Origin of the sequence: Actinoplanes sp. TFC3 (genome assembly GCF_001553785.1) — a bacterium.
Classification (GTDB): domain Bacteria; phylum Actinomycetota; class Actinomycetes; order Mycobacteriales; family Micromonosporaceae; genus Actinoplanes.
Map to the genome: position 1 here is coordinate 2,624,443 of NZ_LOJP01000001.1, position 23,233 is coordinate 2,647,675.

18 protein-coding genes are annotated in these 23,233 nt (G+C 72.3%); 12 read left to right on the forward strand and 6 right to left on the reverse strand.

Annotated features, from left to right (window positions below; genetic code table 11):
* The first annotated feature begins 142 nt into the window (after window positions 1–142).
* Both TFC3_RS11790 and TFC3_RS11795 read left to right on the forward strand, forming a co-directional pair.
* Window positions 143–844: a VC0807 family protein gene (locus tag TFC3_RS11790; RefSeq protein ID WP_201787145.1), complete on the forward strand. Its 702-nt coding sequence runs from the start codon at window positions 143–145 to the stop codon at window positions 842–844.
* On the forward strand, window positions 841–4,458 hold the full coding sequence (locus TFC3_RS11795) for an ABC transporter ATP-binding protein (protein ID WP_153040200.1): 3,618 nt from the start codon (window positions 841–843) through the stop codon (window positions 4,456–4,458). Before TFC3_RS11790 ends, TFC3_RS11795 begins: the two co-directional genes overlap by 4 nt.
* On the opposite strand, the gene TFC3_RS11800 is transcribed toward TFC3_RS11795, so the two are convergent.
* Entirely contained in the window at window positions 4,419–5,072 is a 654-nt protein-coding gene (locus TFC3_RS11800; protein WP_236718084.1) for a dTDP-4-dehydrorhamnose 3,5-epimerase family protein, read from the reverse strand. The genes TFC3_RS11795 and TFC3_RS11800 overlap by 40 nt on opposite strands.
* A gap of 117 nt (window positions 5,073–5,189) precedes the next feature.
* On the opposite strand from TFC3_RS11800, the gene TFC3_RS11805 reads away from it, so the two are divergent.
* Genes TFC3_RS11805 through TFC3_RS11830 form a run of 6 tightly spaced genes read left to right on the forward strand, consistent with a single transcriptional unit; the run spans window position 5,190 to window position 10,872 of the window.
* The gene (locus TFC3_RS11805) at window positions 5,190–6,545 is read left to right on the forward strand and encodes an NDP-hexose 2,3-dehydratase family protein (protein ID WP_067499146.1); all 1,356 of its coding nucleotides are present in this window, start codon (window positions 5,190–5,192) and stop codon (window positions 6,543–6,545) included.
* Complete coding sequence (locus tag TFC3_RS11810; protein ID WP_201787146.1) at window positions 6,539–7,525, forward strand: Gfo/Idh/MocA family protein; 987 nt, start codon at window positions 6,539–6,541, stop codon at window positions 7,523–7,525. Before TFC3_RS11805 ends, TFC3_RS11810 begins: the two co-directional genes overlap by 7 nt.
* Entirely contained in the window at window positions 7,522–8,520 is a 999-nt protein-coding gene (locus TFC3_RS11815) for an NAD(P)-dependent oxidoreductase (RefSeq protein ID WP_067499148.1), read from the forward strand. The genes TFC3_RS11810 and TFC3_RS11815 overlap by 4 nt, the downstream gene beginning before the upstream one ends.
* Window positions 8,521–8,522: 2 nt before the next feature.
* Window positions 8,523–8,984 carry an anthrone oxygenase family protein gene (locus TFC3_RS11820; RefSeq protein ID WP_067499150.1) on the forward strand — a complete coding sequence of 154 codons (462 nt, stop codon included), beginning with the start codon at window positions 8,523–8,525 and terminating at the stop codon, window positions 8,982–8,984.
* A 32-nt stretch (window positions 8,985–9,016) separates the two neighbouring features.
* Entirely contained in the window at window positions 9,017–10,054 is a 1,038-nt protein-coding gene (locus TFC3_RS11825; protein WP_067499152.1) for a methyltransferase, read from the forward strand.
* Window positions 10,055–10,074: 20 nt separating this feature from the next.
* On the forward strand, window positions 10,075–10,872 hold the full coding sequence (locus TFC3_RS11830; RefSeq protein ID WP_082771991.1) for a tyrosine-protein phosphatase: 798 nt from the start codon (window positions 10,075–10,077) through the stop codon (window positions 10,870–10,872).
* A 67-nt stretch (window positions 10,873–10,939) separates the two neighbouring features.
* On the opposite strand, the gene TFC3_RS40165 is transcribed toward TFC3_RS11830, so the two are convergent.
* Window positions 10,940–12,121, reverse strand: coding sequence for a glycosyltransferase (locus TFC3_RS40165; RefSeq protein WP_067499156.1), 1,182 nt, complete (start codon window positions 12,119–12,121; stop codon window positions 10,940–10,942).
* Between the two features lie 5 nt (window positions 12,122–12,126).
* On the reverse strand, window positions 12,127–13,293 hold the full coding sequence (locus TFC3_RS11840) for a nucleotide disphospho-sugar-binding domain-containing protein (protein ID WP_082771992.1): 1,167 nt from the start codon (window positions 13,291–13,293) through the stop codon (window positions 12,127–12,129).
* 170 nt (window positions 13,294–13,463) lie between these two features.
* Here TFC3_RS11840 and TFC3_RS11845 point away from each other — a divergent pair, with 170 nt between their 5' ends.
* Genes TFC3_RS11845 through TFC3_RS11860 form a run of 4 tightly spaced genes read left to right on the forward strand, consistent with a single transcriptional unit; the run spans window position 13,464 to window position 21,734 of the window.
* A complete protein-coding gene (locus TFC3_RS11845) occupies window positions 13,464–16,640 on the forward strand; it encodes a non-ribosomal peptide synthetase (RefSeq protein WP_161952582.1) in 3,177 nt (1,058 codons plus the stop codon).
* Window positions 16,637–19,684, forward strand: coding sequence for an AMP-binding protein (locus tag TFC3_RS11850; protein ID WP_067499161.1), 3,048 nt, complete (start codon window positions 16,637–16,639; stop codon window positions 19,682–19,684). The genes TFC3_RS11845 and TFC3_RS11850 overlap by 4 nt, the downstream gene beginning before the upstream one ends.
* A 20-nt stretch (window positions 19,685–19,704) precedes the next feature.
* Entirely contained in the window at window positions 19,705–20,883 is a 1,179-nt protein-coding gene (locus TFC3_RS11855; protein ID WP_067499163.1) for an NAD(P)/FAD-dependent oxidoreductase, read from the forward strand.
* The gene (locus TFC3_RS11860; RefSeq protein ID WP_067499165.1) at window positions 20,883–21,734 is read left to right on the forward strand and encodes an alpha/beta fold hydrolase; all 852 of its coding nucleotides are present in this window, start codon (window positions 20,883–20,885) and stop codon (window positions 21,732–21,734) included. Before TFC3_RS11855 ends, TFC3_RS11860 begins: the two co-directional genes overlap by 1 nt.
* 124 nt (window positions 21,735–21,858) lie before the next feature.
* Here TFC3_RS11860 and TFC3_RS11865 read toward each other — a convergent pair whose 3' ends face one another.
* From TFC3_RS11865 to TFC3_RS11875, 3 genes are read right to left on the reverse strand one after another with little or no spacing between them, the layout of a single operon-like run.
* Window positions 21,859–22,179: an antibiotic biosynthesis monooxygenase gene (locus tag TFC3_RS11865; protein WP_067499166.1), complete on the reverse strand. Its 321-nt coding sequence runs from the start codon at window positions 22,177–22,179 to the stop codon at window positions 21,859–21,861.
* Window positions 22,176–22,487, reverse strand: coding sequence for an antibiotic biosynthesis monooxygenase (locus tag TFC3_RS11870; RefSeq protein WP_067499167.1), 312 nt, complete (start codon window positions 22,485–22,487; stop codon window positions 22,176–22,178). Before TFC3_RS11870 ends, TFC3_RS11865 begins: the two co-directional genes overlap by 4 nt.
* Entirely contained in the window at window positions 22,488–23,219 is a 732-nt protein-coding gene (locus TFC3_RS11875; protein WP_067499168.1) for an SDR family NAD(P)-dependent oxidoreductase, read from the reverse strand.
* Window positions 23,220–23,233: the final 14 nt, after the last annotated feature.

Below are 23,233 nucleotides of genomic sequence, written 5' to 3' on the forward strand. Positions count from 1 at the left end.
GGTCTGCGGATACAGCTGCGCCCGCCCCCGGCCCCCGGACGGCGGGCGCAGCTGTATCCGCAGACCGGTCCGCGACGCGCTCACCCGTCGCGCGATGACGGCTGCCCGCGTTCTGCCCCTCGTACCCGAAGGAGTCTTTTCCATGGCTGTGCAAGCCGGGCCCGTCGTGGCCCCCCGGGCTGTGCCACCGCGCGACCGCCGCCGCCGGCTCGCCGCGGTCCTGCCAATGGCGCTGGACATGGCCGCGCCGATGGTCAGCTTCATCGTGCTGTACCTGATCTTCGGGGTGCCGCCGGTGATCGCCCTGTCCGCCGGTGCCCTCGCGGCCGGGCTGCGGGTGCTCTACCTGGCCGTGCGCGAGCGCCGGATCAGCGCGTTCTCCGTGCTCATGCTCATCGTCATGGCCGCCACCATCGCGCTGGTGTTCATCACCGGCGACCCGCGGCTGATCCTGGCCAAGTCGGCGCTGATCCCGGCGCTGGGCGGCACGTACGGCATCATCACCACCTTCGCCGGCCGCCCGCTGGTATTCGACGTGGCCGGGCCGTTCATCACCCGCGGCGACCCGGAACTCGCGGCGGCGTGGCGCAGCGCGTGGGAGCACGAGCCGGTGTTCGTGGCGCGGCTCAAGCTGCTCAACCTGATCTGGGGCATCGGCTTTCTGATCAGCGCGGTGCTGCGGGTGGTGATCGTGTACCACGTCCCGCTGACCCTCGGCGTGTTCGCCGGCCAGGTGCCCACGCTGCTCGGGCTGGGGGTGCTGATCCTGCTCACCCGCCGCCTCGGCCGGCCGATGATGGATGCGCTGCGCCGGCGGGCCGCGATCGCCGGGAGCCAGCGGTGAGGTGGCCGCGACACGATCCCGGGCGCCCGGACGGGCGGTACAAGGCGGCCGTACGGCGCAATCTGCACCTGGTCGGCGGGCAGATCGGCGGCCTGCTCGTGGCCACCGGCTTCATCGCGCTGGGCGCGTTGTTCTCCGCCGCCACACCGCTGGCCCAGCAATGGGTCGTCGACCACGCCATCCTCGCGCACACCGCGCCGATCTGGCCCGGACTGGTGGTCTACCTGCTGCTGGGCATCGGGGTGTTCGCCACCAAGCGGATCTGCCTGTACCGGCAGGCCCGTGCCGTCGCCGAGCTGCAGTACGAGGTCCGCAACCAGGTGCACACCCGGCTGCAGCACCTCGATGAGACGGCCCGCGACGGGCTGCCCACCGGGCAACTGGTGTCGCGGGTCAACTCCGATGCCGGGGTCCTGGTGCGGGTGCTGGCCAACGTGCCGCAGGTGCTCGGCGCGCTGATCTTCACGCTCGTCGCGCTGATCGCCATGCTGGCCCTGTCGCCGCTGCTGGCCACGGTCACCCTGGTGATGGTGCCCGTGCTGACGTACGTGGCCGCCCGGATGCGCGCGGTCGTCCAGCCGGCCTCGTGGGACGTTCAGCAGCGCGAGGGTGAGCTGGCCCAGACCGTTGACGAGACCGTCGGCGGCATCCGCGTCGTCAAGGCGTTCGGGCAGCAGGAGCGTGAGCAGGACACGATGGTGCAGCGCTCGCGGGAGCTGTACGGCGCCCGGATGCGCCTGACCCGCCTGAGCGCCAAGTACGAGTCGCTGTTCGGCTCGATCCCCCGCTTCGGTCAGGTGGCCGTGCTGGCGCTGGGCGGCTGGCTGGCCCTGGAGCACCGCATCTCGGTCGGTACGTTTCTCGCCTTCGCCAGCTACCTGATGATGCTGGTGGCCCCGGCGCGCATCGTGGCCGGGCTGATCGGCTCGGCGCAACGGGCCGGCGCCGCTGCCACGCGCATCTTCGAGGTGCTCGACTCGGTGCCGTTGATCGCCGACGCCCCGGATGCCCGCGAGTTGCGGGTCGGCAACGGCGAGGTGGTCTTCGACGCGGTGCAGGCCGGCTACCCGCACGCCGAGCCGGTGCTGGACGGCTTCAGCCTGCGCCTGGCTCCCGGGGAAACGGTGGCGCTGGTTGGCGCTTCCGGCTCCGGCAAGTCCACCGCCGCGCTGCTGCTACCCCGGTTGCGGGAGGCGCAGAGCGGGTCGGTGCGCATCGACGGCCAGGACGTCCGCGAGGTCACTTTGAACTCGCTGCGCCGCCAGGTGGCCATCGTGTTCGAGGAGTCGTTCCTGTTCGCCGGGTCGGTGCGCGAGAACATCGCGTACGGGCGCCCGGATGCGCCCTTCGACGAGATCGTGGCAGCCGCGCGGACCGCCGGGGTGCACGAGCTGATCGCGGCGCTACCGGATGGCTACGACTCCGAGACCGGGGAGCGGGGTTCGCGGTTCTCCGGCGGTCAGCGCCAGCGGATCGCGATCGCGCGGGCGTTGGTGACCGGGGCTCCGGTGCTGGTGCTCGATGACGTGACCAGCGCGGTGGACGCCCAGGTGGAGGCCGAGATCGTGGCGGGGCTGCGGGCGGCCACGCGTGGCCGTACCACTTTGGTGATCTCGCATCGGCGCGCGACTCTCGCCTTGGCCGACCGGATCGCCGTGCTCGACGGCGGCCGGGTCATCGACCACGGCACCCACGACGAGCTGATGGCGCGCTGCCCCCGCTATGGCGAACTGCTGGCGGAGGCCGCGAAGGAGGCGGAAACCGTTGCCGGAGCGTGGGGTACGCCGCAACCCAAGCCGGTGAGCCCGGCCGCTGCGGAGATGATGGCCAAGCTGGCGACGCTGCCTGCGGCCGAGGAGGACCCGCGGATCAACACCGCTGCCGCCGACGACGAATCCCGCTTCACGCTGGGCCGGTTCCTGGCGCCGTACCGCCGGACGCTGGGCTTGAGCGTCCCGTTGTTTGTGCTGGGCGCGGCAACCACCGTGGCCGGGCCGTATCTCTATGAGCACGGCATCGACGGCGGCGTGCGCAGCGGATCGCAGCGGGTGCTGCTGATCGTTGTGGCGGCGATGGCCGTGGTCACGGTGGCCGATCTGCTCGCGGTGCGGGCGATGACGCTGGTGTCGGGGCGGCTCGGGCAGCGCATCGTGGTGGCGTTGCGGCTGCGGGTGTGGGCGCATCTCAAGCGGTTGTCGCTGGATTTCTATGAGCGGCACCGCGGCGGCAGCATCATGACCCGGGTCATCACCGATGTGGAATCGCTGACGGGGGTGTTCTCCTCGGGGCTGGCGCAGGCGGTGGTGGCGGTGTTCACCTTCGCCGGGGTGCTGGCCGCGATGCTGTGGATGAGCCCGGCGCTGACCTTGCTGACCTCGGTCGTGCTGGTGCCGTTCGTGCTGGTGACGGTGGTGTTCCAGCGGTTGAGCAGCAAGCCCTACGCGGACGCGCGCGAACAGGTGGCACAGATGAACGCGGACCTGCGCGAGAGCCTGGCCGGGGTGCGCGAGACGCAGGTGTTCGGCCAGCAGGACCGCCGCCGGGGCCGGTTCGCCGAGACGACCCGGGCGTATGTGGACGCGCGGATGGCCGCGCAGCGCCTGGCGTCGCTGTATTTTCCGTTCGTGGAGCTGCTGGCGGACGTGGCGGCGGTGTTCGTGCTGGCGGCCGGGGCCTGGCTGATCGGGCGCGGGCATCTGCAGGTGGGTGCGCTGGTCGCGTTCATGCTCTACATCAACCTGTTCTTCACCCCGGTGCAGCAGATGTCGACGCTGTTCGACTCGTGGCAGCAGGCGCGGGTGTCGATGCGCCGGGTTCAGGAGCTGATGGACGAGCAGGCGAGCGTGCGTCCCGCGATTGATCCGGTACGCCCACAAGTGCTCCGCGGCGCCATCGACTTCACCGGCGTGGGTTTCACCTACCCCGACGGTCGCGTGGCGTTGCAGGACATCGAGTTGCACGTGGCCCCCGGCGAAACCCTGGCGGTGGTGGGCGAATCCGGGTCGGGCAAGTCGACGCTGGCCAAGCTGATCGTCCGCTTCTACGACCCGGCGGCCGGGTCGGTGTGCGTGGACGGGGTGGACCTGCGCGACATCGACGAGCAGGTGTACCGCTCGCGGCTGGGCTATGTGCCGCAGGAGCCCTACCTGTTCTCCGGGGCGGTGCGGGACAACATCGCGTACGGCCGGCCCGGCGCCGGCGATGCCGAGGTGGAGCAGGCTGCCCGCCGGGTCGGGGCGCACGAGATGATCGCCGGGCTGGACGGCGGTTACCGCCATGTGCTTGACGAGCGCGGTGCCTCGCTGTCGGCCGGGCAACGGCAACTGCTGTGCCTGGCCCGCGCCGAGCTGGTCGACCCGGTGGTGCTGCTGCTCGACGAGGCGACGTCCAACTTGGACGCTTCAGCCGAGGCGGTGGTGCACGACGCGATGCGGCGGATGTCCGGGAGGCGCACCACGGTGGTGATCGCGCATCGGCTGGCGGTCGCGGAGGACGCCGACCGGGTGGCGGTGCTCAGCGCGGGCCGCCTGGTGGAGCTCGGCCCGCCGGCCGAGCTGCGCACCGCGGGCGGTCCCTACAGCCGGCTGGTCGCCGCGGCGGCCGTGGCCGCCTGAGGGGTCAGGGCCTGGCAGTCGGCGTACGACGGCAGCAATCCCCGCCGGACGGACTCGATCAGCGACGGCGCTTCGGCGTCGACCCGCGACAGGATCAGGTCCGTCCGGCCGGCGAACGGCAACGCCAGGTCGGGATCGAGCGGGTCGACCGCGATCACGTCGCTGGGCACGTATCCGGTCGAGCACTGGTACTGCACCAGCGTGTCGTCGCGCACGGCGAGGAACGCATGCCCGATGCCCTCACCCAGCAGCACCGCCTGGGGGTCGCCGGCGCGCAACCGCACGGCCAGGTGCCGGCCGAAGGTGGGTGAGCCCACGCGCAGGTCCACCGAGATGTCGAGGATCTCGCCGCGCAGGCAGCTGACGATTTTCGCCTGGCCGGGCGGGACCCGGGCGCTGTGCACGCCGCGGACCACGTCGGCGTGCGACACAGAGTGGTTGGTTTGCGCGATGCGGAACGGGCGGCCGAGGACCTCGCTGAGCGCGTCCTCGCGGTAGGACTCGACGAACTGCCCGCGCTCGTCGGCGAAGACGTGCGAGGTCAGCACGAACACGTCGGGGATCTCAAGCTCGTGGATGTCCAGGCTACGGCTGGTGTACATGCGGTCTGCCATGCCGCGCGACGGTAGGTGCGGTGGTTGGAGAGCCGGTCGAACCCCGCGCTCCACCAGGCTTCGACGGCGACCCCCGACTCTGGTGCGGCGACCCGCGCCGAGCCGGAGGAGGCTTTCATGGCACGACCGACGGTGCTCACCCGTCCCGCTCTCGCCGACCGGTTCGCCGCGTCGGCGCGCTCGCCCGGTGCGGTGCTGAGCGACGAGCAGTTCGGCGAGTGGTTCACCTGGCGGCGCCGAGCGTCCCGCTTCGGTGTCGAGCGGATCCCGCTGGGCGCTCTGCGCGGCTGGTGCGAGGATCCGGCCACCGGCAACCTGGTGCACGAGACCGGCCGGTTCTTCACCGTCGAGGGTTTGAGCGTGCGCAGCGGCGCGCCGCACAGCTGGATGCAGCCGATCATCCAGCAGCACGAGATCGGCATCCTCGGGCTGGCCGTCAAGGAGTTCGACGGGGTGCTGCACCTGCTGATGCAGGCCAAGATGGAGCCGGGCAACGTGGGTCTGGTCCAGTTGTCGCCCACCGTGCAGGCCACCCGCAGCAACTATGTGGGCGTGCACCGGGGCCGCCCGATCACCCACCTCGACTACTTCACCCAGCCGGGCCGGGCGCGCGTCCTCGTTGACGTGCTGCAATCCGAGCAGGGTTCGTGGTTCCTGCACAAACGCAACCGCAACATGATCGTGGAAGTCACCGAGGACGTCCCGGAGCATCCCGACTTCTGCTGGCTGACCCTTGCCCAGGTACGAACCCTGCTGCGAACCGACAACGTGGTGAACATGGACGCCCGCTCGGTGCTGTCCTGCATACCGGAACCCGACGGTGACCAGGGCCCGGCGCTGCACTCCACGGGGGCGTTGCTGCGCTGGCTCACCGACGTCAAGGCCCGCGCCGAGCTGCACCAGCAACTCGTTGCGCTGCGCGACATCGCCGGCTGGCACCGCACCGCCGAGGCCATCCGGCACGACGACGGCCGGTTCTTCGAGGTCATCGCGGTGGAGGCGGCGGCCGGCAACCGGGAGGTGGGCCGCTGGACGCAGCCGCTGATCGCGCCGGTCGGGCCGGGCATCGCGGCGTTCCTGACCCGGGTCATCGACGGGGTGCCGCACCTGCTCGTGCAGGCCAAGGTCGAGGCCGGGGTACGCGACGTGGCCGAGCTGGCACCGACGTTCCAGGCTCTGCCGGGCAACTTCGCCGGGCAGCCGGCGCATCTGCGGCCCCGCTTTCTTGACGAGGTGCTGGGCGCGCCCGCTGCGGCGCTGCGCTACGACAGCGTGCAGTCCGAGGAGGGCGGCCGGTTCCACCACGCCACCAACCGCTACCAGGTGATCGAGGTGGGCAGCGGGTTCCCGCTGGACGAGCCACCAGGCTTCCGCTGGGTAACCCCGGGGCAGCTGCGCGCCTTGCTGCTGCACCCGTACTACGTCAACGTGCAGGCGCGCAGCCTGCTGGCCGGGCTGGGTGCGGCGTGCTGAGCCCGCTGCGCTTCGGGGTGCTCGGCGTGGCCGACATCGCGGTGCGCCGCACGTTGCCGGCGCTGGCCACGATCCCCGGCGAGGCCGCGCTGGTCGCGGTGGCCAGCCGGGTGCTCCCGCGGGCCGTGGAGCTGGCCGATGAACACGGGGTCCGGGCGTACGGCTCGTATGCCGCGCTGCTGGCCGACCCGGCGGTCGACGCGGTGTACCTGCCGTTGCCGGCCGGACTGCACGGGCCGTGGATCGAGCGGTGCCTGCTCGCCGGCAAGCACGTGCTGGCGGAAAAGCCGCTGGCCGTCGATCACGCGACCACCGTACGGCTGCTGCGCCTGGCCGCCGGGCGCTCGCTGGTGCTGGCCGAGAACATGACCTTTCCGTTCCACTCCCAGCACGCGGCGGTGTCCCGGCTGGTAGCGCAGGGCCGCATCGGTGAGCTGTGCAGCCTGCACGCCTCGTTCTGTGTTCCCCCGCGGCCCGATGGCGACATCCGCTATCAGGCCGCGCTGGGCGGTGGCTCGCTGCTGGATCAGGGGGTCTATCCGGTCCGGGCGGCGTTGCTGCACCTCGGGTCCGGGTTGCGGGTGGACTCCGCGGCGCTGCGCCACGACCCGGTCCGCGACGTCGATCTGGGCGGCACAGCCCGGTTGCGCGGACCGGGCGGCGTGGAGGCGCGGCTGGAGTTCGGCATGGACGGTGAGTACCGCTGTCATTACGAGCTGACCGGCACCCGCGGGTCGATCCGGGTGGAACGGGCGTTCACCACACCGCCCGAGATGACGCCGCAGGTGTGGTTGCAGAGCGGGTCCGGCGCTTCCCATGCCCTGGAGCTTGGGGCAGACGACCAGTTCGCCCGTTGCCTCAGCGCGTTCGTTGCCCAGGTCCGTACCGGGGTCGCGCCGGGCGGCGACTCCCGGCATCAGGCCGCCCTGGCCGATGACATCCGGTCCGCCTCGTACCTCACCTCAGGGAGCTCGCTGTGACATTTTCGCGCCATCGCCGGGTCACGGTCCTCGGCGGCACCGGCTTCGCCGGACGGCACATCGCCGGGGCTTTCGCTGCGGCCGGTTGGCAGGTCACGGTCGCGGCCCGGCGCCCACACCCCACAACCGTTTTCCCGTACGCCCCCATCACCCTCGACGCCGCCCCGGGCACCCTGGCCGCGGCCCTGCAACGCACCGAGCCGGACGTGGTGGTCAACGCCGCCGGCGCTTACTGGGGGCTGACCGGTGCGGCCCTGCACGACGCGCTGGCCGGCAGCACCGAGCGGCTGCTCGCGGCCTGGCCCCTGCTCGGCTCCCCCGCCCGGCTGATCCACCTCGGCAGCGTCATGGAGTACGCCGCGGTGTCCGGCCGGACCCTGCTCGACGAAAGCTCGCCCGTGGACGCCGCAACCCCCTACGGTGCGGCCAAGCTGCACGCCACCCGGGCAGTCGAGCGGGCTGCCGGGGTGGATGCGGTGGTGCTGCGGGTGACCAACTCGGTGGGTCCGGGCGTGGATCCGGCGAGCCTGCTCGGCAAGGTGGCCCAGGCACTGGGCACGGCCCGGCGCGAGGGGTCCACGGCTCGCATCGTGCTGGCCCCGCTGCACGCCCGGCGCGACTACCTGGATGTCCGCGATCTCGGTGAGGCGGTGGTTGCCGCCGCGGTACACGGCCGGCCCGGGCAGCTGATCAACATCGGCAGCGGCACTGCCATCGGCGTCCGCGAGCTGGTCGACCGGCTGATCACGGCCAGCGGCATACCCGCGCAGGTGGACGAGCGCAGCGATGCGCCCTCGTCGCCCGGGGCGGTCGCCGACTGGCTGGCGGTGAACCCGTGGACCGCGGCGCGGTTGCTGGGCTGGCGGGCGCGGCGCTCGATCGAGCGCGCGGTCGCCGACCTGTGGGATGCCGAGATCGAAGCCGATCATTCGATTGCCGATCGACTCCGCGTGGACGCCGGACGTGCACAGTCGGCCTTGACCCTGCGGAGGTGAGCATGTCAGCAACCGTGGCCACCCTGCTGGCGGGCGCGTTGATCGGCTCGGGGCTGCTCGCCGGCACGCTGTTCGGCGTCGCGGTGGGCGTGGTCCCGGCCTTCGCGGCCGTCCCGGCCCCCGACTACGTGCGCATCCACCGGGTCGTCGGAGCCGGCTTCGACCGGGTCATGCCGTTCATCGTCCTGCTCACCAGCACCGCCGACGTGGCGGCCGGGCTGGCGCTGGGCGGCCCGGCGCGGGTGTTGCTGCTGCTGGCCGCGCTGCTGCAGGCCGGCGTCGCGGTGACCTCCCAGCTGGGCAACGTACCCATCAATCGCCGGGTCCGGTCGTTGCCCGCCGGAACCCTGCCGCCGGGCTGGGCCGACCCCCGTCCGGCGTGGCGGCGCTGGCACCTGCTGCGCACCGCGCTGGCCTGCACCGCGCTGGTGGCGCACGCCCTCGCCGCCCTGTCCCTCAGCTGATCTTGTCCCCGCGTTCGAAAAGGAAGCCTGTCATGACGATTGCTCCCGCCCCCGCCACCGCCGCGCTGCGCAGCCCCACCGACGTCAAGCGGCTGGCCAACGCGTTCTGCCACGCCCAGCTGCTGCTCACCGCCGACGAACTCGGCCTGTTCGCCGACCTGGACCGGCACGGGCCGTCCACGCAGGAGCAGGTCACCGAGCGGCTCGGGCTGGCCGGGCGCGGCGTCAACGACTTCCTCAGCGGGCTGGTGCTGCTCGGGCTGATCGAGCTGACCGGTGAGGTGTACACGCTCACCGGCGTGGCCGCCGAGACGCTGGTGCCGGGCACCCCGCGCTACATCGGCGGCTTCCTGCGCCGGGCGTCGCGGATGCTGTACCCGGCGTGGGGGCACCTCGGTGCGGCGCTGCGCACGGGGCAGCCGCAGACCGCTGGGGCCGGACCCGGCGCGTTCCTGCAGATGCTGGCCGATCCGGCGCAGCGGGGGCCGTACCTGACCATGATGGACTCAGCCAGCGGCCTGGTCGCGCCGCACCTGATCCGGGCCTTCTCCTGGACCGCGCACGCCAGCGTGCTCGACGTCGGCGGCTGCCGCGGCAACCTGGTGGGCCGGCTGCTCGGCGCCTACCCGCACCTGCACGGCGCCGTGTTCGACCTGCCGCCGATGGCCGAGCCGTTCGGCGAGCACACGGCGGCCCTGAGCGTGGCCGAGCGGGCCACCTTCCACGCCGGTGACTTCTTCCGCGACGAGCTGCCCACCGCCGACGTGGTGATGCTCGGTCACGTCCTGCACAACTGGTCGCCCGAGGAGCGCGCCGCGCTGATCGCCCGCGCCTGGGCCGCCGTTGCGCCCGGCGGGGCCCTGCTGGTCTACGACGCGATGCTTCCCGAAACGCCTGCCGACCTGCCCCGCACCCTGGTCAGCCTGAACATGCTGCTGGTCACCGAGGGCGGTTCCGAATACCCCGCGTCGCACTGCCAGAACTGGCTGGCCGCGGCCGGCTGCACCACCACCGAGGTACTCCCCCTCGGTTCCACCGACACCCTCGTCATCGGGCGCAAACCCCGGTGACCCCCATAGAACGGACGACCATGACAGTTACCTTGAACCGGCGCCGGCTGCTCGCCACCGGCGCCGCGGGGCTCGGCCTCGCCGCCGTTCCCGCGCTGCGGATCACCCCCGCTTTCGCCGCCGACGGCACCAAACGCTCCCCCGGCACCGCGGTCACCCTGGACGGCGCTGCCAACACCCGCGACCTGGGCGGCTACACCACCGCCGACGGCAAGACGCTGCGCAACGGCAAGGTGTTCCGCTCCGGCTCGCTGGCCGCGCTGAGCGCCACCGGTACCCGCCAGCTAGCCGCCCTCAACGTGAAGTGGGCTTTCGATCTGCGCAACGACGCCGAACGCTACCTGTTCGGCAAGGGCAAGGTCGGCACGGTCAAGCCGTGGCTCGCCCCGGTGGGCAACGACACCGAGGACAACCCGTTCGCCCCGCCGGTCGCCGGTCAGATCACGGCTGCCACGACGGCGGAGTTCCAGTCGTACGTGTCGTTCACCTCCAGCGTGATCTCGGTCGGCTCGGTGCTGCGGATGCTGGCGATCCAGGGCGGCATGCCGCTGATCTTCAGCTGCGACTCGGGGTCGGCGCGCAGCGGCTGGACCGCGGCGGTGCTGATGACCGTGCTGGGGGTGCTGCGGGCGCAGGTGAACTCGGAGTTCCTGCGCAGCAACCAGACCCTCGGCGGGCAGTACCTGTTCATCGAGTACCTCGACGCGGCGTTCGCCAAGGTCAACGAGATCTACGGCGACTGGGCCACGTTCGTGCAGATCGGTCTGGGCCTCGACGCCGCCGACGTCACCGCGCTCAAGGCCAACCTGCTGTCCTGAAGACCCTTGGTGGTGAGCAGCCGCCGTCTTCCCCCGGGGAGGACGGCGGCTGTGGTTTTCCAAGGCGTCAGCGCAGCAGCGCAGCGATGTCATCGATCAGCACGTCAACCGGGGGCTGGGCGTGGATGTGGCGTTGCAGGCGGCGGGCCCGCACCCGGTACGCCGGGTCGGTGAGCACCTCGCTCAGCGCGGCGGCCAACGCCGGCGCGGTGGCCTGCGCCAGCGGCACGGTGCGGGAGATGCCGAGGGCTTCGGCCTGGGCGGCGTTGTGCCGGTGATCGCCGAGCGGCGGCACGGCCAGCATGGGTACGCCCAGCCGCATCGCCTCCTTCATGCTGTTGAGCCCGCCGTGGGTGAGAAAGGCGTCGCAGCCCTCCAGGATCAGGGCCTGCTCGACAAAGGTGACCAGGTGCACGTTGGGCGGTACGGGCCGGGTGCGCTGCGTGCGCCCCGATGAGCCGACCGCGAGCACCGCTGTGCAGTCCACCTCGCCGAGCGCCGCGATCGTGGAGTCGACCAGGGTGTCGGAGCCGGGCAGGTTGTAGACCACGGTGCCGAAGCCGGCGAACACGAACGGGCGGCTCAGGTCCAGCTCGGCGAGCTCCGCGTCCAGGTGCCCGTCGCGCTGCTCGGCGTTGGGATGGCGGTAGCAGCGGGTGTTCGGCAGGATCATCTCGGCCGGGCTGTACTGCGGGGGCAGGAAGTTCGCGTGCAGGTGGCCGTAGAGCCGCTCACCGCGCGGATCGGCGGGCAGGCCCAGCTCGTGGCGCCCGGCGTCGAGGATCGGGCCGAGCACCTCGGGGCGCACGTCGTCCAGCCCGCCGAACGAGGCGATCGACACGTGCGGCACGCCGAGGGCCTCGGCGGCGAGGTAGCCGCCGAGTTCGTCGAGTTCGCGGACGATGACGTCGGGTTTGAAAGCGGCGGTGGCGGCGAGCAAGTCGCGCGCGGTGCCCCGGGCGATGTGCCCGGCGAAGGCCTCGGTCAGCGGGCGCCCGAGCGCGGTGAACGCCTCCGCGGCATCGAGCAGCCCGAAGCCCGCGTACCCGGGCGGGATCATGTCGTAGACCTCGTACCGCCAGTCATAGCCGGCTTCGAGGTGGGTCAGGCCGTACCCGGCGATCTCGGCGCCCAGCACGGCCGGGGCGGCCACCGCAACCTCGTGGCCCTGGCGCAGCGCCGCATGTGCGATCGGCACCAGGGGGCGCAGGTGGCCGCTGGCCGGGTGGGTGGTGAACAGGATGCGCATCGGGTTCAGATCCTTTCGGGGCTGGTGCTCAGCTCGGCGAGGCGGGCGACCACTTCGGCGGCTGCGGGCTGGGCGGCCATCTCGGCGCCCAGCGCCCGGGCCGCGGCGCGGTAGCCGGGGGTGTGCAGGACATCGAGGAGCTCTCGGCGTACGCGGGTCACGTCGGCGGTGTTCGCGAAGATCCAGCGGCCCGCGCCCGCCGCGGCCAGCCGGCGCGAGTTGAACACGTGATCGGTGAACAACGGCAGCGTCACCTGCGGGATCCCGGCGGCCAGCGCGGTCATCATCGCTCCCCCGCCGCCCTGGTGCACCAGCAGATCGCAGTGCGGCAGGACCAGGTGCAGCGCGGTAGCCGGCACGTGACGGACCTGGTCCGCGCCGGCGTCCAGGGTGCCCCGGTCACGCTCGGCGCCGATGGCCAGGATCTCCACGCCGGTGCCGGCCAGCGCGCGGGTGACCACGGGCAGCGGGCTGACGTGCCGGTCGGTGAAGTAGGCGACGGCGGTGCTGCCGAGCACGCAGACGCGGGGCCGGCCGGTGAGCTCGACCAGCCAGCGCGGCACCTCGGCGGAGCCGTTGTACGGCGCGTAGCGCACCGGCAGCCGCCGCACCGGGGCGGGCACCTGCATGCCGGGCGGGCACGGGTCCACGGTGACCGCACCGACCGAGTCGACGCCGGGCAGCCCGAGCCGCTCGCACAGCGGTTCCAGCGCGGCCGCCTCGAACTCGCGGGTCCGGATGGTGTAGTCGGCACCCCAGATGTGGCGCACCGGCAACGCGCCGGTGTCCGCGGCGGCGATCGGCCCGGCAAAGCTGGTCGGGTCGTGCACCACCACGTCGGGCCGGTACGCGCGGGCGTAGGCCACGGTGTCGTCGAGCATCGCCGCAGCGATCTTGCGGTAGGTGGCCAGGTTGCCCGGCCCCCACGCGCGCATCTCCGACCATTCCAGTGGGGTGGCCCGCTCGACCAGCGAGGCGAAGAAGCGCCCGGCGAGCGGGCGGATGTCCAGGCCCGCGCCGACCGGGGCGGCGGGTAGCCCGGCCGCGGTGATCGTTGGACTCAGCTCGGGCGGGGCCGCGACGACGACCTCGTGGCCCTCCGCGCGGGCCGCCCAGGCCAGTTGGGCCAGCGGGAAGAAGTGGGTGGGCCAGGCCCAGGTCACGAACATCATCCGCACGGCGGCTCCATCCTCAGGTTGCCGGACAGCGTGCCGCGTGCGGCTCGGGCGCGGGTCGAGCCCGGCGATCGCCGCGGTAATCGAGCGGGCTTCGATCCGCGCCCGCGAGGCTGCGCGCGGACCCGGAATCGCCTCCGGGCTTCCAGACGATGGTCGGAGGACACGTGGGCACAGACATCACACCGCTTGTGGAGATCATGTCGGCGGTGCTGTCCCGCCCGGTCGAAGATGTGGTCCGGCGGGCGCAGACGGCATCGTTCACCGAACTCGGCGGCAGTTCCCTCGACGCGATGAAGGCCGCCGTGCGCTGCGAGAGCGAACTCGGCCGCGCGGTCGACGTCCTCGGGCTGCTGGGGTTCACGCCGCTCGCCGAGACGCTGGCGGCCGTGTCGGAGGCCACCGCGAGACCGGCCGCGCCGGCGCTCGATCCCGATCCCCGGTGGAAACTCGAGCCGGTGCCCGAGCAGCAGGGTTTCCTGCACTCCGAGGCGCTGATGGGCGACGGGTCGCAGAACCAGGTGTTCGGGCTGGAGCTGACGGGCCCGCTGCATGTGCCGACGCTGACCGAGGCCGTGCACCGGCTGATCGCCCGGCACGAGTCGCTGCGCACGGCGTTCCGCCAGGAGGGCGACGGCTGGAGCCGGCGGGTGCTGCCGGAGTGGTTGCCCGGGGTGATCCGCCAGCACGCGCCAACGCCGGCCACCAGCAGCCCGGTCGAAATGGTGAACAGCGCGCTGGACCGCGGCAGCCGGCACTTCACCGCCGCGCTGGGCCGCCCGCCCATGATGTTCCTGCTCACCCGGTTCGCACCGCAACACCACCTGCTGACCTTCGTGTTCCACCACGCGCTGGCCGACGGCTGGTCGATCGGGTTGCTCACCCGCGAGTTGCTCGACGTCTACGGGGAGCTGGCCGGTGGGCCGCCGGTGCCCCTGAGCGAGCCGTCCACGCCGGAGCTGCTGGCCGTACGCCGGGCCGAGGGCCTGGCATCGGGACGGCTGGCCGGGCTCGCCGCGCGCCGGGTGGAGCAGCTACGCGACTACCCCACGGTGGTGGAGCTGCCGACCGACGCGGTGCGCCCCGACCAGTTCGACTTCCGCGGCGACCGGCTGCGTTTCGGGCTCGGCGCGGCCGCCCGTGAAGGCGCGGAGATGCTGGCCAAGGTGGCCGGGGTGTCGCGCACGGCGGTGCTGCTCGCCGCGTGGCAGCTGGTCATCGCCCGGCGCACCGGGCAGTCCCGGTTCCTCATCGGTACGGCCACCAGCCGGCGTACCGACCCGAGGCTGATCGACCTGATCGCTCCGTGCGCCGCGCTCGTGCCGATCCGCTGCGACGTGCGCGACGACCGCCCGGTGCGCGAATACCTGCAGTCCACCGCGCAGTCGCTGGTCGAGTCGGTGGAGTTCGCCGACGTGCCGATCGGTGAGCTGGCCCGCTCGTTGCAGGCGGTGGTCGACGGGCGCCGGATGCCGCTGGCGCAGATCGGGTTCTCCGCGCACGACCAGATCCTGCCGGCCGACATCACCGCAGGCGAGCTGACCGCGACGGTGCACGAGTCGTACGCCGGGTGGGCCGCCTCGGATGCGTCGCTGTTCGTGCAGCACTGGGACAAGGTACCCAAGCTGGTGCTGGAGTACGCGACTTCGGCCCTGACCACACAGGACGCGCTCGGGCTGGCCACCGCGTACGAGGCGACCCTGGCCGACCTGTCCGCCGACCCGGAAGCCGCACTGGGCACCGTGCGCGGCATGTCCCGCGAGCAGCGGGCGATCCTCGACGCGGTGCGCAACGGCCCGGACGTGGAGCGCCCCGACGACCTGTGGCAGCTGATCTCGCGGGCCGCCGGGAGGCACCCGGACAACGTTGCTGTGCGCGAAGCCGACGGCCGGTCGATCACCTACCGGGACCTGATGACCGCGGCGGCGCACCAGTCGGTGGCGCTGGCCGCTCAGGGCGTCGGCGAGGGTGACGTGGTGGCGATCGCCGTGCCCCGCTCGATCGCCGAGACCGTGGCGATCCTGGGCACGCTGCGCCTGGGTGCCGCCTACGTCGGGCTGGACGTGGCGAACCCGCCGGCCCGGCTGGCGCACATGCTGGCGCTGAGCAGGCCCGCGGTGGTGCTGGCCACCGCGGACCGGCGGGAGCGGCTGGCGGCGCTGACCCTGACGTGCCCGGTGCTGGAGCCGGTCGACGGTCCCGCGGTGGCTGCGACGCTGCCCGCGCAGGCACCGGCGCCGGTCGGCAACGACCCGGGCCGGGTGGCGTACCTGGTGTTCACGTCAGGTTCAACCGGGCTGCCCAAGGCCGTGCGGATCGCGCACCGCGGGGTGACCCGGCTGGCCGACCGCTCGGTGCACCTGCCGATCCGCCCCGACGACCGGATGCTGCGGGTGGCGCCGCTGTCGTTCGACGCCTCGGTGCTGGAAATCTTCCCGGCGCTGGCCAACGGCGCGTCGATCGAGGCGTTCCCGGACGCGCTGCCCGAGCCGGGGCTGCTGGCCGATTTCCTGCAGGAGCACGCGATCACCACCTCGTTGCTGATCACCGCGTTGTTCCGGGCGGTCGCCGGGTACCGCCCGGAGGCGTTCGCAACGATGCGCATCCTGCTGGTCGGCGGGGATGTGGTGCCGGTCGAGCCGGTCCGCGACATCCTGACGCGCTTCCCGGGCTTGGTGCTGTCGAATGCCTACGGGCCGACGGAGGGCACGGTGATCGCCACCCAGTACCCGATGACCGACCCGGCCGAGGTGGAGGAGCAGTTGCCGATCGGCGGTCCCATCGACGGAACCGGCATCGTGCTGCTGGATCAGGCGGGCGGTCTGGTGCCGCCGGGTGGGGTGGGCGAGATCTGCTGCCTCGGGCCCGGCGTGGCGATCGACTACCTCGACGATCCGGTACGGACAAAGGCCGCGTTCGGCCGCCTCGACATCGACGGCGGCGAACCGGGCACCGGGCCGCGGCTCTACCGCTCCGGTGACCTGGCCCGCTGGGACACCCACGGCCGGCTGCGGTTCCTCGGTCGCCGTGACGGTCAGGTGAAGGTGCGCGGGTTCCGCATCGAACTCGGCGAGATCCGTGAGCGCATCGCGGCGCACCCGGCGATCGCCGACGTCGTGGTGGGCACCACCGACGGCGACGACGCGACCCGCCGGGTGCTGGCCGGGGTGGTGCTGGCCGAGCCGCTGGACGACGCGGTGGCCGAGTTCAAGCGGTTCTGCGCCGAGACGCTGGCGCCATACGCGGTGCCGGCCCGGTGGGCGCTGGTGGCTGCATTCCCGCTGACCCCGAACAGCAAGGTGGACATGGGCGAGCTGCAACGCATCGCGCAGGTGCAGCAATGAGCGCCGGGGCAACCGTTGCGGGCCTGGCCGGGGCGCCGATGCCCGGCGACGATCGGCGCCTCGAGCAGTGGGTGCGGCACTGGGCCCGGCGGACGCCGCAGGCCCCGGCGGTGCGTGCCGGCTCAGTGTCGATGACCTATGCCGAGCTGGTGGGCTCGGCGGAGCGGATCGCGGCCGGGTTGCACAAGCGGGGGGTAAGCCCGGACGACGTGGTGCTGGTGGATGTGCCGCGAGGCGCCGAGCTGGTCGAGGTGATCCTGGCGGTGCTGATGTGCGGCGCCGTCTACAGCATCGTGGACGCCGGCTGGCCGGACGCCCGGTACGCCGACATCGCCGCGCGCACCGGCGCCCGGCTGTGTGTCGGTGCCCCGAGCGGACGCTCGCAGCTACCGCGTGTTGCGGTGCCGGTGCTGCGCACCGCGTCCGAAGCGACCCCGCCACCCACCTACGCCAGCGGCGCCTGCTGCGTGCTCTTCACCTCGGGCAGCACCGGCGCGCCCAAGGGCGTGCTGGCCGGGCACCGGGCCATCCTGCGGGTGGCCTTCGACCCGGTGCTGGCGGTGGGCCCGGGGCACGGCATGCTGCAGGCCGCACCGAGCCCGTGGGACGCGTTCGCCATGGAGGTGTGGGCGCCGCTGACCAGCGGTGGTGTCACGGTGATCCACCCCGACCGGTACCTGGGACCCGACGACCTGCGAGCGGCGATCGCGCGCGGGGCGGACACGATGTTTGTGACCACCACGTTGTTCAACGCTCTCGTCGACGCCGAGGTGCAGGCGTTCGCCGGGGCGCGCACCGTGATCACCGGCGGCGAGCGGGTCTCCCCCGCTCATCTGCGCCGGTGCCGGGACGAGGTTCCCGGGGTGGCCGTGCACAACGCGTACGGCCCGGTGGAGTCCACGATTTTCACCACGACGTTTCCCCTTGACGGTTTCCGCGACGACGGCGAGGTGCCGATCGGCCGCCCGGTGCTGGGCACGGGAGTCCATGTGCTCGGCGAGGATCGCCAGCCCGTTCCCGCCGGGGTGCGCGGCGAAATCGCGATCTCCGGTGCGGGCCTGGCGCTGGGCTATCTGGGCGATCCACAGGCCACCGCGGAGAAGTTTCCGGTGCTGGAGCTGGGATCGCCGACCCGGGTCTATCTGACCGGGGATCTGGGCTGGATCGGCGCTGACGGCCTGCTGCGCATTGCGGGGCGACGCGACCGTCAGTTCAAGCTCAGAGGGGTACGGGTGGAGCCCGCCGAGGTGGAAACAGCCTTGGAGGAGATTCCCGGCGTGGGGGCGGCCGTGGTGGTGCCGCTGCCGTACCGCACCGCAGGCTCGGCGGGGAACGTGGAGCGCATGGTGGCCTGCGTGGTCTCCACCCAGGACGGTACGGCCGTGCGCGCCGCCGTCACCGATCTGCTGCCCGCCGGCTACGTCCCCGATCTGGTCATCAGCCTGCCCAGGTTGCCGGTCACCGCGAACGGCAAGGCCGACCTGGCCGAGCCGGCCCGCATCGCCACGGCCGCAGCAGCCCCGGCGGCCACCGCGGATTCCGGCGAGGACGGCGAGGTGCTCAGCGCGGTCCGCGAGTTGCTGGACGGGCCGGTCGGCTGGGACACCAACATCTTCGACGCCGGCGCTTCCTCGATCACCGCGATCCGGATCGCGCACCGTCTGGGTGCGCTGGCCGGGGTCAAGGTGAACCCGGCGCAGATCTTCCACCACCCGACCCCGCGGTCGATGGCCGAGCTGGTGACCGCGACCACCGAGGCCGGGCCGCAGAGCCGGTCGGCGTCGCGCTGGCAGGCCGATCTGCCGGTGCCGCAGTGGCGGTTCTGGTATCTGGAGGTTCGCAGTCCCGGCAACGGTGACGGGCTGACCCCGGTGCAGCACCGCATCGACGGGCCGCTCGACCCGAAGCTGCTCGCCGCGGCGCTGCGCAGCGTGGTCGGGCGGCATGCGGCGTTGCGCACCAGGCTGCTACGCGAGGGCCGGCGCGGCATCCGCCCGGTCGTCGCCGGCCCGCAGGATGTTCCGGATCTGCTGAGCGTGCAGGAATGCCCCGAGCCTGAGGCGGCCGATCGGGCCCGGGCGTTCCTGGAGTTGCCGTTCCGCCTCGATGTGGATCTGCCGATCCGGGGGCTGTTGCTGCGCACCGGACCGCAGTCGCATCTGCTGACGTTCTCGGTGCACCACACCGCGTTCGACGGCTGGTCCGGGGCGATCTTCTGCCGGGAGCTGTCCGCGGCCTACGCCGGTGGGCTGACCGCCGGTGAGCCCACCGACTACCGGCAGGCGTGGCTGGCCCAGGATCAGGGTGAGTCCGCGGCGGAACGCGACCGGCTGTGGCAGTGGACCCGGGAGCTGGACGGGGTGCCCGATCTACCACTGGGCACCGTGCCGGGCGCGGCCACCGGTGAGGTCGGCGAGGTGTGGGTGCCGGTGCCTGAGGGCCTGCGCGAGGCCGCCGAGCGGGCCGCCGCGACGGTCGGCGGGTCGGTGCAGGCCACCCTGCTGGCCGCCTGGGTACGCGCGTTGCGTGGGTTCACCGGCGCTGACGACTTCGCCATCGGGATCCCGGTGGCGGGGCGCACCATCGCGGCGGCCGAGGACGTGATCGGCTGCTTCACCTCCGGGGTGGCCGCCCGGTTCACCGCGGTCCCCGGCGCCGGCCCGCTGACCGATCTGCATCGCGCGGCCGAGCAGTTGGCCACCGCGTTGCGCTTCCAGTACATGCCGATCGAGCGGTTGCTGCGCGACAGTGCGCCGCGCCCGCGTGACCGCAATCCGTTCTGCCAGGCCGGTTTCGTGGTGCAGAACTACGAGGCCCCGGCCCTGGTGATCGACGGCGCGCACTGCGCGGCCTCGGTTCCCCGCCATCACCACTCCGCGTTCGAGCTGACCCTGGAGTTGTGGCTGGAGCGGGGTCTGGGCGCGCGGATCTGGTTCCGCACCGACGTGCTCGACCCGGCGCAGGGTCGCCGGCTCGGTGAGCTGTGGCTGGCCGAGCTGGCCACGGTCGGCGAGGTGGCCGGAAAGGCTCCCGCTTCTGTTTGAACTGTCTGCAAGGAGGCATCGTGTACGACGCGATTGTGGTCGGCGCCCGTTGTGCGGGCGCCCCGACCGCCATGTTGCTGGCCCGGCAGGGCTATCGGGTGTTGTTGCTGGAACGCGCGGCGGTGCCCGGGGATACGGTTTCCACCCATTACCTGCATCAGCCGGGGGTGCAGCGGCTGCGCGACTGGGGGGTGCTCGACGCCGTGGTGGCCTCCGGGGCGCCGGCTATGCGCCGCACGGTCTACGAGGTGGCCGGGGTAAGGCTCGCCGGGCAGGCGGCCGTGCCCTCGGGGGACAACGCCGCGTACGGCCCCCGTCGCCAGATCCTGGACGCCATCCTCACCGAGGCCGCAGCCCAAGCCGGGGTGACCGTCCGGATGGGCGCCACCGTGACCGGCCTGCTGGACGATGACGGCTGGGTCGGCGGGGTCCGCTACACCAGCGGCGGCCGCGAGCACACCGAACAGGCTGCGCTGGTGATCGGCGCGGACGGGATGCGCTCCACGGTGGCCCGGCTCGCCGGTGCCCGCTCGTACGCCGAGCAGCCGTCGCTGACCTGTATCTACTACACGTACTGGCAGGATCTGCCGGCGGACTTCGAGTTGTACGAGGCGCCGGGGCGGTGGGTCGGAACCGTGCGCACGCATGACGATCTGACCCTGGTTGCCGCGTACTTCCCGCAGCACGAGTTCGATGCGGTGCGTAAGGATGCGCTGCGGTCGTACCGGGAGAACGTTGCCGGCACCGCACCCGGCCTGGCCGAACGGATGGCCGCGGCGACGCAGGCGGAACGGCTGCGCGCCCGGGGGGATCAGTTGAATTTCTTGCGCCAGGCCGGTGGACCGGGGTGGGCGCTGGTGGGCGATGCCGGGCACCACAAGGATTCCATCACGGCGCGGGGCATCACCGACGCGTTCGGACAGGCAGCTTTGCTGGCCGAGCATCTGCGGGGCGTGTTGCCGGATCGGTCGCGCACGGCGGCGGCGCTGCAGGTCTATGCCGAGGAGCGCGACGCGATGCTGGATCCGGGGTATCAGGCGACGTTGCTGACCGCGCGGCTGACGGTGCAGAGCGACCGGCTGGCGTTGCTGCGGGCCATCGAGGGCGATCAGGAGCTGACCGACCGCTACTTCGCGGTGGTGGCCGGGTCGTTGCCGTCCGAGGCGCTGGTTGGCCCGGAACTGCTGGCGAGGCTCTGATGGCTGTCGCCGATCTCGGTGCGGTGCAGGTGCACTACGACTTGCACGGGCGCGCGGACGGTCCACGGGTCGCGCTGTTCTGCGGGCGGGCGATGAGCCGCCGGTTCTGGCATGTGACGCTGGTGCCCCGGCTGGTTGAAGCGGGCTACCGGGTGCTGACGATGGACAACCGGGGCTGCGGGGACACGGTGGCGCCGCCCGGGCCGTACACCGTGCCGCAGCTGGCCGGGGATGCGGGCGCGGTGCTCGACCGGCTGGGCTGGCGCTCGGTGGCGGTGGGCGGGCTGTCGCTGGGCGGGATGATCGCCGAGCGGCTGGCCGCTAACCGCCCGGGGGTGCAGGCCGCAGTGCTGCTGGCCAGCACCGGGATGCCGACGGCGTTTCAGCAGGCGGTGCTGGCCGCCCATCAGGAGGAGTCGGCGCGGGGGCCGTACGGTCCGGCCGCGGCGGCGCTGGTGGAGTTGATGACGACCGTGCCGGCGCCGGCGCTGCTGGCCGATGAGCCGATGGCGGCCACCATGCTGGCGCATCTGCGGTTGCGCACGGGTGAGGGCCGCGGCCCGGTCGACCAGGGCGCCGCGGCGGCCGATTGGGCGGGGTCAGCGCGCCAGCAGGCGGGCTGGCCGGCGATCACCGTGCCTGCCCTGCTGGTGGCCTTTGAGCACGACATTCTGTTCCCACCGCATGCGGTGCGCGCGGCTGCCGAGCAGATTGCTGGTGCCCGGTTCGCGGAGGTGCCGGGGGTGGCGCACGGCGATGCACTGGTCCGGGCGGCGGGGACGATCGGCGAGCTGGCCACCGGGTTCCTGCGTGAGGTGTTCCCGGTGCAGACCCGGTGGTACGCGGCCTGAGCAGACCACAGCATCGAAAGAGGGGCGACGGTGAGATCCTCACCTTCGCCCCTCTTTTCGGTGCTGTGACACGCCAGCGCCGCAGATCCGGACTGGATCTGCGGCGCCGACGCTTGTTCGCGGGTCAGCCGACGGCGGTGTAGTCGCCGGCTACCCGGTACACCCCGAACGCGGCCCGCCAGCCGGCGTCCTGGTAGGGCCGCAGGGGCGCGGTGGCCTGCCGGTGCTCGGGTCCCCGCTCCCATTGCAGGAACGCTTCCTCGCTGGCCCATTCCGAGAGCACCACGAAGGTGTCGGGGCGGTCCAGGCCGCTGAGCAGCTCGTTGCGCAGCAGACCCGGGGTTCCTTGCAGCTGGGTGCTGATCTGGTGGTAGGCCTGTGCGACCGCGTCGGGCGAGTCGGCGGGGGCGGTGGCGTACAGCAGCACGCGGACACGGGTGGTCATGACGCTGCCGCGCCGGGCAGGTCCGCGAGCACGGTTGCCGTGGCCATGGTGCCGCGCAGCCGGTACGGGTGCAGGGTCTGGCGGTGGGCGAGGTGTTCGGGACTGTGTTCGTACTCCCGGAAGGATTTCTCGTCGGTCCAGTCGCTGATGATGTGGTAGACGCCGGGCTCGTCCTCGCCCCGGCACAGCCACTGGCCCAGGTTGGCGCGCTGACCGGTGATCACGCCGGCGCCCTCGTGCCAGGCCTTCTCGAAGTTCTCGCCGGCTCCGGGCCGGACCTCCATGCGCAGCAGCACGCGGAACGTCATTCAGATCCCTCCGTCCACATTGATGGTTTCCCCGGTGATGTAGGCCGACAGGTCGCTGGCGAGGAAGAGCACGGCACCGGCGATCTCCTCGGTGCGTCCGAGGCGGCGCAGCGCCGTCATCGACTGGTACTTGGCGAGGGTCTCGGCGGTGAGCTCGGCCTCGGTGGCGATGACGCCGGGGGCCACGACGTTGACCCGGATGCCGCGCGGGCCGAGTTCCTTGCACAGCGAGCGGGTCAGCCCGGCAAGACCGGCCTTGGCCGCGGTGTAGTGCGCGCGCAGCGGGATGCCGACGGTGGCAACCCGCGAACCCACGTTGATCACCGACGCGGAGTCGCCGAACAGCCCCAAGGACTTCTGGATGACCAGGTACGCGGCGGTGAGGTTGGTGTCGAGCACCCGGGCCCACTCCCCGGCCTCAAGCTTGTCGAAAGGGACGTGGCTGATCACGCCGGCGTTGTTGACCACGATGTCGAGGCCACCGAGGCGGATCCGGCACTCCTCGATCAGCCGGTCGATGTCGGCCGGGACGCTGACGTCAGCGCGGATCAGGTGGTGCTCGCCGGGAAGTTTCTTCAGCTCGCGGGCGAGCGATTCGACGTGCTCGCCCTCGCTGCGGTAGCAGGTGACGACGTCGGCGCCGGCGGCGGCCAGGGCGAGCACGATGCCGCGGCCGATGCCGCGGGTGCCGCCGGTGACCAGCGCTTTCTTTCCGGCCAGGGAGATGCTCATGGGTGACTGCCTTT